General features: G+C 49.0%; 4 protein-coding genes. 2 read left to right on the forward strand and 2 right to left on the reverse strand.

What is annotated here, in order from left to right:
• Positions 1-317 precede the first annotated feature (317 nt).
• A complete protein-coding gene (locus RIG68_RS03675) occupies positions 318-7,319 on the forward strand; it encodes a lamin tail domain-containing protein (RefSeq protein WP_350118702.1) in 7,002 nt (2,333 codons plus the stop codon).
• A 104-nt stretch (positions 7,320-7,423) separates the two neighbouring features.
• On the opposite strand, the gene RIG68_RS03680 is transcribed toward RIG68_RS03675, so the two are convergent.
• Positions 7,424-7,897: a hypothetical protein gene (locus RIG68_RS03680; RefSeq protein ID WP_350118705.1), complete on the reverse strand. Its 474-nt coding sequence runs from the start codon at positions 7,895-7,897 to the stop codon at positions 7,424-7,426.
• Positions 7,898-8,025: 128 nt separating this feature from the next.
• Between RIG68_RS03680 and RIG68_RS03685 the strand changes: the two genes are divergently transcribed.
• A complete protein-coding gene (locus RIG68_RS03685) occupies positions 8,026-8,892 on the forward strand; it encodes a helix-turn-helix domain-containing protein (protein WP_350118708.1) in 867 nt (288 codons plus the stop codon).
• 197 nt (positions 8,893-9,089) lie between these two features.
• On the opposite strand, the gene RIG68_RS03690 is transcribed toward RIG68_RS03685, so the two are convergent.
• A partial coding sequence (locus tag RIG68_RS03690; RefSeq protein WP_350118711.1) for a T9SS type A sorting domain-containing protein occupies positions 9,090-9,284 on the reverse strand: 195 nt, incomplete at its 5' end.

The following is a 9,284-nucleotide window of genomic DNA, read 5'->3' on the forward strand; positions in this document are numbered from 1 at the left end:
GGCAGGGGTTCCGGGTTTACCGCTGTTCCGTCCCTATGGGACTCTTGCCCTGTGTTCCTCCGTTGCCCGCCGAAGCCTCTGGCGTAGGTGGTCTTTGTCCTCCGAAGCCTTTAGCGGAAGAGGGCCTCTCTGCGGGTAAACTCTTCCTCACATAAGCATAAAAGCAATGAGTCTCCTATGCCCATTTTCAGTATGGCAATTGAGATTTTAGCCTTTCATCACCTCACAAGCAATGAAAAAATCAATTATGGCAGTTATTTATTAGTTGAAATAATCAGATTGATTATATTGAGAGACCAACCTACCTTTTTTCAATTATGATCATTAGAGCTATTGTTTGCTCCATTATCTTCTCTTCTTGTATTTTATTTTCTTCCTACGGTCAGGTAATTGATGATTTCTCCGATGGGGATCACACTACTAACCCAGAATGGAATGACCCAAGTAGTCACTTTATTGTAAATGGTAGCAATGAGCTACAACTAAATAACAGCGGGGCCAGTGGTAGCACTTCATCTTTCATAAGCACAGCATTTAACTCTCTTGGAAATACCTCCTGGGAGTTTAAGGTAAAAATGAATCATAACCCCAGTAGTCAGAATTTTGTGCGTGTTTACCTGACGTCCGACAATTCGAACCTACTGAGTGACGTCAATGGCTATTTCGTTATGCTGGGAGGCACTCCAGATGAGGTTAGTCTATACAAGCAGTCCGGTGCAACTCCAGAGATTCTAATTGATGGCTTTAACGGCATACTTAATTCGTCTACTGTTGACATTGATGTAAAAGTGCTCCGCTCATCCTCTGGGAATTGGGAGTTGTTCAGAAAATTATCTTCTGAGACTGAATACCTCTTGGAAGGGACTGCTACAGACCTAACTCACACTTCTAGCGACTACTTTGGTTTTTACGTTAAGTATTCTGCAGGTAACAGTTCCAGCTACTACTTCGATGACATTTCAATTAAAACCGAGCTATCGATAGGCAATATATCTGTGACTAGTAAAAACGATTTAATAGTTACCTTCAATCAACCGGTAGAGGAAACCAGCGCCGAAACGACTGAAAACTATGTTGTCGACAATGGAATAGTAGTCTTTTCTGCTGTCAGATCAGATTTGAATTATTCAAACATTACCCTGACAACCTCCGATTTGGCAACCGGAGATTATAGTCTAGAAGTTAGTGACCTAAAAGACGATTTCTCATCAACCACTATCAATTCTCCACTTGAATCTGCCTTCTCCTACACCCAACTCGCCCTTTCCGAAATCATCACTCCCTCTTCCACCGAGCTAAAGCTCATTTTCAACGATGAACTGGATGAAACTGCCGCCGAAACGCTGTCCAACTACACAATCAACGGAGGAATAGGCAATCCCGTCAGTGCTGTGCTGAATCCTTCTAACCCAAAAGAAGTCTTGCTCACGCTCAGCACTGAATTGGTCGAGCAAGCCTACGAATTGAGCTTGCCGAATGGCCTGGTCAACGCATCTGGCAATAGCCAGGTCGAGCCTGCCACTGCCTACGAATTCGATTTTGTGGTTCCACTCATTGCTGAATCGGTAGAAGTGCTTTCCAAAAACCAGTTAACCATCAGCTTCAACAAAACCGTGGCAGTCGGGCCTGCTGAAACACCAGAAAATTACGCAATCAATAACAGTGTCGGGGCGCCGACCTCAGCAGCCGTTGGCACTGAGCCGAATAAAGTGGTGCTTACCCTTGGTACCAATCTACTAAACGATACCTATGAAATCTCCATCAGCAACCTGACGGATGAAGCCTCGACAGGTCTTTCGCCAAACCCCACTGCGCTTGCCTTTTCTTACCTGCCATTGACCATCGCAGGGGTCAGCGTTACTGGTGAAAACACTTTGCAAGTGACCTTCAATCAGTCGGTAGGCCCAGGCTCGGCAGCACTTACCTCCAACTACTCGCTGAATGACGGTTTTGGCAATCCGCAAACAGCCAGTGTTTCTGAGGCAGACGATAAAGTTGTTGAGCTCATCTTCTCTGAAGACTTCTTTAATTTTACTTATGAGATCACCATTAACGGGGTCTCTAATCAGTCTGCGAATGCCCTGGCCGAAAACCTGGCCGAAGCGGTACCAGTGTCGAAACCTACTCCTGCTGGCGCACTCATTATCACTGAAATTCTCGCCGACCCGAACCCCAAGGGCTCCAGCCCCGATCCAGTTGTGCTGCCCACCGCCTCAGGGGCTGAGTTTGTGGAAATTTACAATCCGGGTACCCACTCTATCAACCTAAATAGCTTCAACCTGACAGGCGGCACAATCGGCAGCTATTTGCTCTCAGGAGGATCGTACGTAGCGCTGGTGCCGGCGACTTATTTAACCAGCTATGAGGCTTTCGGTAATGCTACAACAATCACTAGCTGGAACAGCCTCACCAATACCGGCGAGGTCATCACGCTGAAAGACCAGATTGGAAATACGATTGACGAAGTGACTTTTAGCAGCAGCTGGAACGACGGCAGCGAAAAGGATGGCGGCTGGTCGCTGGAAAAAACCAATCCGCAGCCAGCCTGTGAAAGCAGCGCCAACTGGCGCACGTCCATTGACGAAAAAGGAGCCACGCCAGGGACACAAAATTCGGTCTTCGACGATGCTCCTGACACCACACTGCCCACTGTTGCTGAGGTCGAAATTGCAGACGAAGAAACCATCGCCATTCATTTCAATGAGAAAATGGACACCGACCTCGCAGGCGTTACAGCAAGCCTCAATGGTGAAGAGGTCGCTGGTGTCTCCTTTCCCGATGACCAAACCCTGTCCATTACACTCACCACGCCTTTGACCTCGGAAGCCAACTATTCACTGGAGCTATCCGGAATCAGCGACTGTGCTGGCAACCCTATGACCAACGGCTCAATTGACTTTTACTACGACACGAAGCCACCGGTTCCGGAGCAGGTGGTGCTTCGTTCGTTCAGTAGTCTGCTGCTTCAGTTCGATGAGCCTTTGAAAGAAACAGACGCTGAGAAAGAGGAGAACTACAAAATAGTGGACCTGGAAACAGCTCCTGCCAAAGCCAATCTCCTGGCTGACTCTCCTCAGTCGGTGTTGCTGGAGTTTGAAGAGCCTTTTGCTCTCGGTGCCTCGTATGAAATTGAGGTGAGCTACCTGAAAGACACACTGGAGAATGCGATGGGAACTCCCGTCACCCTGGCCTTTTCCGTGCTACAGCAAATCGACTCGGTATGGGTGGAAGGAGCCAATTTTTTGTCGGTTAGTTTCAATAAGGAGCCTGACAAGACGTCAATGACATCGGCTGACAATTACTCTGTAGATGGAGAAGCAAAGCCGTTGAAAGTACTTCCAGTGGCCAAAAACATTGCCCGACTGATCTTCAAAGACAACTTTTCCGAGAACAAAGATTTGGTGCTCTCGATCTCCAATCTGGTGACTTCGGAGGCGGAAACGTTGATTACCCCTGACTACATTTTTCGACACGACACGAAGCCGCCGACCGTTGATTCTATTGCCGCAACGGACGCATCTCATTTGGTGGTGTACTTCAACGAAAAGCTGCAAGCTCCCTATGCGGAAGCCACCGGCAACTACGAATGGAAAGACCATGGTCATCCTGATTCCGTTGCCTTGCAAATGGATAACAAGTCAGTCTTGCTTTCGTTCGGAGAGCCTTTCCCCCAGGAAATTGAGCAGGAGCTTGCGGTGGTCAATCTGAAAGACCTCTATGGAAATCAAATAACAAAAGCGATATCCAAACCCTTCGTTTACGACACCCTTCCTCCCAGAGTAAATGCGGTTATCGTTACCTCACCAAAGACACTGGAGATTTCCTTATCCGAACCAGTTACCACCGCTGCTTCGGTGCCTGACCATTACCTCCTGGGCAGCAAGCAGCCATCTGTAGCTAAAAGGACACTTCCAGACTCAAATGTGGTGATGCTCACCTTTGTTGAGGCCCTTCCTGATGTCAATAGCATTCCACTAGCTATCGATGGCATCTCAGATTTTTACGGCAATACCTCCGTGAAAATTAGTACTACCGTCAACAACGAGGATCTGCAGCCCGGAAAAGCAATGGTCATTTCAGCCAGCAAAGCGCTGGTCTCCTTCAACAAAGCGCTGGGCAGTGATCGCACTTTATCGAATGTCATCGGCGATGATATTGTGGCCGTGAAACAAGGAAAAGAGGCGCACCTGTTAGAACTGGAAGTGTCCGGTAAATTCGAAGAAGATTCTCTGTACACCTTCGCATTCAACGGCCTGACCTCAGCAGATGGAATTGCGCTGGGCGCTTCAAAAACCATTGACTTTACCTATCATTCGCTGGTTGAGCAGGTGACGTCAAATCACCCGGCGCTTGTTGAACTTTTGCTTACCGTGCCGGTCAATGCGGACAGCCTTTCAACGGTGACTCAAATGGTCGTCGGATCGGAAGAAATTACCCCTTCTCTCATTTTGCCAGATGCCGACAAGCCCAACAAAGTGAATATCTACTTTGACGAAAACCTTCCCTTCGACGAAACCCTGACCCTCACTTTTTCGGAACTGTACGATGTTTGGGGCAGAAGAATTCCTGACCAGGCCATCTCATTTGCCATCGATGCACAGTCGCCGACCGTTGCGAATGCCTTCTCCCGACTGTTCTCAGAGGTCGTCGTGGAGTTTTCTGAAAAGGTTTCCAGTTCAACATCGCTCAGCCCAAATCATTATTCCATCATCGGACTGCCTCAACCGGATCAGGTAGCGTTCACAGACGCTGATCACCTTTCGGTTTCGTTATCTTTCAAAAATGAGTTTGTCGACAATACAACCTATCAATTGGCAGTAAAAAACGTCGAAGACATCTCTGGCAACGTAATGCAAGTCGACACCATTTCATTTACCTACGCCAGGCCTAACATTCCCAAGGTTGGCGAAGTCCTGATTACGGAAATCATGGCAGACCCCAGTCCATCGGTTGGGCTGCCTGAGGTGGAATATGTAGAGCTATTCAACAACTCCGGTATTGATTTCGAGCTCTCTGCATTTGGGTTCGTCAACAGCGACAAGGCTTTTGAGCTGGGAGAGGGCTTGCTACCAGCAGGGAGTTATTTGATGCTGTGTTCTCCAAATGACACCGCCTCGCTTGCTGACTTCGGCGCTGTGGCGGGGCTCACGGGCTGGTCGGCGCTGTCCAACTCTAAGGATTCCCTTAGCCTGATAAATTACTATGGCGACGTCATCGACCAGGCAGTTTATACCACCTCCTGGTACAAAGACTCCCAAAAGGATGAAGGTGGCTGGTCACTTGAAAGGATTTTGGGCGAGTCGGCCTGCGGAGAAGATTATCGCTGGGCGGCATCTCAAAGCGAGTTGGGCGGCACTCCGGGCGCTGCCAATTCACTGGCATTTTCTGAAATCGATTCTATTGCGCCTGCTTTCATCGATGTTGCCGTTGTGGAGCCCACGAGACTCAGCCTGGGATTCTCAGAATGGATAAGCGAGGTCGGCCTGGCAGCGCTAAAAGTAGATATTAAAGGAGGGCCGGAAGTTTCCTCTTTCGTACTGGAAGAAAATCAAACCAGCGTGCTGGCAACACTAAAGCAGCCGTTGACTTTAGGTGCCGAGTACTTGGTCACCGTCGCCGGAGTTGTGGACTGTAGTGGCAACGAAATGGAAGTAGCTGAGACGACAGTAGGCGTTGGCAGGCCTCCTATTTTTGGTGAGCTTATCATTTCGGAGATCATGCCTGATCCAGATCCCACACAAGGCCTGCCAGAAGCTGAATATATCGAGATCTTTAATCCTACCAGCGAATGGGTCAGCTACAACGGAGTGAGACTGATCGTAGGAGAGAAGCAAGCTACTTTTCCCAAAGGCGCTATTGCCCCCAACTCTTTTCTCATCCTTTGCAGCTCAGGAAGTCAGCCCCGGTTAAAGGAATTCGGTGCCACACTTGTCATCACTTCCATGCCGTCCCTGAAAAACGATGGCGACGAGATTTCCCTTTTATTAGAAGATCAGTTGCTTCATAGGATGCGATATGATGACGGCCTCTTTACTGAAAGCAGCAAAAAGGATGGCGGCTGGTCGCTGGAGATCATCGATGTAAATCTGCCCTGCGCCGGAGAAGAAAATTGGATTGCCTCGGCCAACCAAAGCGGAGGAACGCCTGGTCAAATCAATTCGGTGAACAATACCCTGGGCGATGGCATGCCCGCAAGTCTGATGGAAGTTATCCCAACCTCCGACTCTACGCTGCTGGCACGGCTCAGCGAACAGGTGATCATCGATACTGATAAGTTAGAGATCAACATTACGCCTTCGCTCGGAGATCTCACTATTCAAGCGAGCCTCCTTACCAACAGCTTTACTATTCAGTATCAGGAAAGTATCAGTCCAGGCACTTTCTATACCGTGTCCCTTTCAGGCCTCGTCGACTGCCGGGGAAACATCAGCCCGGCAGAACAATTGTCCGCCAACTTCATCCTTCCCTCACCCTCCGACAGCCTGGATGTAATTATCAACGAAATCTTGTTCAACCCCAGAAGTGGTGGTGTCGATTTTGTGGAGCTTTACAACCGCTCCGACAAATACCTCGACATCAAAGGCTGGGAGGTCGGCAACATCACCACGGCCACCGGAGAACCCAATGATTTCAATACCATTACCACATCAAATCACCTGCTGGCGCCTGGTGATTTTCTGGTGCTAACGGAATCGCCCACGATCCTGAAGGCAGATTACCCATCGGGAAAAGAGGAAACGTTTTTCGAGGCCGACTTACCCACTTATCCCAACACGGAAGGCGGAGTGATCATCAGAAATGCGGATGGCCGGGTACTTGACTGGTTCAATTACGATGAAGACCTACACTCACCTTTTCTGGAGGATGTCAAAGGAGTGGCTTTGGAAAGGGTTTCTGTTGAGCACGAAACCAACGACCCGGAGAACTGGGAGTCAGGCGTATCGACGACGGGTTTTGCGACACCCGGCTACAAAAACGCCAGCCAACGAGCGGGGCAGCCCACAGTCGGAAAAGTAAGTGCCAGTCCAGAGGCCTTTGTCCCCGGCGATGGCCTTAATGGTTTCACCGAAATTACCTTCGACAGTTCCATGGCCAATGCCCGCATCGATGTCTATATCTACGACATGGCAGGCAGAAAAATGAAAACGCTTGTGCAGGGCCAGACCGTGGCAGAAGGTAGCTTCTTCCGCTGGGATGGCTCCACCGACATGGGTGAAATGGCAAGAGTGGGTGTCTACATCATACAGATTGAGTACTTCAACTCCTCTGGCCAGCAGGATATGGTGCGCACCACCGTAGCAGTGGGTGCCAGGTTTTAGACGGCTCGCCTTCCGCCATGAAGACATTACCGGGAACGGCAAAAGTGTTTGTGGGTCTTTGGTTCTTGGGTGTGTCTTCACACCCACAGCCAAAAAAGCACCGCTCAATCGATCAGCTTCAGCACCCTTTTAGCCTTGTAGTCCTCGTCCCTCTCTGGCTCCACAATTATTACGTCGCCGGGCTTGGCACCTGAAAGCACCTTAGAAATGGACACTTCATACACGGGGTTCTGAAAGAACGCATTGTAAATGATAATGTCCTCTCTTCTCAGATAAGCCCTGAATGGAATGCGTTCCTGCTCAGGGCTTCCCGGCTTTCCCCTCACAAGCGACATTAGCCCCCAACTTTTCGTATCAAGCAACGCCACATCAAACGGTACACCATTGAGCAGCAGGCAGTCCACATGGATATTGGTATGCCTGCCCACCTCATTGCGCACAAACTCATTGTCCTGAATAACCTGATCTCGTCGTTCCTTTAGCTGTTCTTTCGATAGCAACAATAGTGGGTTGACCACCTGCGCCTGCACGGCTCCGACCTTCATCATCAAAAGGACACCTAGAAGTAATTTCAGCATCTTGTTGTCTGTTTGTTTGCCCCAAACCTAGGCATCACCCTGTCCGTCAATAGTAAAACAAATGTAAAAAGAGTGTAAACGGTTGTAAAAGCTAAACATAGCTCCCTGCAAAGCAGTACCTTTAGGTTATGAAGACCATCTTGGCAGGGACATGTTTGGCAATTGGCCTCCTGGCTACAGTTCTCCTTCTTACCGGCAGTGATTCGCCACCCTTGGCTGGCGAAAAGACGGAAATAGCCATGCGCAATGTAGGCTATAGAGTGCTATTGGCGGCGGGAGATTCATCATCAAGAGTACTTCCGGTAACAAAAGTTGATAATAACATCTACTTGATCCGGTTCGAAAACCCTCTGACATTCACCACCGACACACTGGTAAAGGTCATTCACGAGGCACTTGCTCCCGGCATTAATGCCAAAATTATACCCAGCGCCTATGTGGTGAACGTGATGGAGTGTACTGGTAATTTGGTTGTGTACAGTTACCAAAAGGCCGGTACGGAGGAGAATACCCTGGTGCCTTGTAAAGGCAGAGACCAACCGGTGGGTTGCTATGCGATCAAAATTACCTTTGAACGATCCATTCTCCTTGCTGGTGGGAAATGGAAGCTGGGTGGCCTGGCCCTCACATGCCTCGTCCTGGCCGGGTTCATTTACTTAAGAAAAGCTCCAGCTGCGCACAACGAGCAACAACAACCTGCCACACTTTCGATTGGGCAGTTTGCCTTTGACCTGCACAACGGAATGCTGAAGCACAAAGACGAGATCATCGACCTTACGGCAAAAGAAGCAAAGATTCTGACACTCTTCGCCAAACAGCCCAACATGGTGCTGGAGAGGGATAAACTCATGAAAGAGGTTTGGGAAGATGAGGGCGTTATTGTGGGCCGTAGCCTGGACATGTTTGTGTCAAAGCTCCGCAAAAAACTGCAAGCCGATCATAACGTGAAAATCACGAATGTGCATGGGAAGGGGTATAAGCTGGAGGTAAGCTGAGCATCCGCCGGCTCATCATGATGCGTCCTTGAAATAGAAATTTCCTTTGCTCTTACCAAAGCACTACTCGATTCTCTCTCGGTTATGTATGGTGCTACGACAAAAAGGAAGCCTTCCGTTTTGGAAGGCCTCCTCAAAGTTCCCGTGCTTGTTGTTGCGATGGATTAAGACTTAGGACAACGACAATAGATCCTGTCTTAGTTTTTGAATAGCCTCTTGACCACAATTGCACCTTCTATTTCGGTCACTAAAAAATAGATGCCCGCCGGACTATCAAGTAAATTAACTGTCACAGATTTTGCCTCGTGGTGTTCTACTAGTGTTGGGAATTCCTGCCCCGCTGCATTGACCACTTTAAAAGTAAAGTCGCTCAGCTTTACCCCTTGCGACGT

Source organism: Imperialibacter sp. (genome assembly GCF_040222385.1).
GTDB lineage: Bacteria > Bacteroidota > Bacteroidia > Cytophagales > Cyclobacteriaceae > Imperialibacter.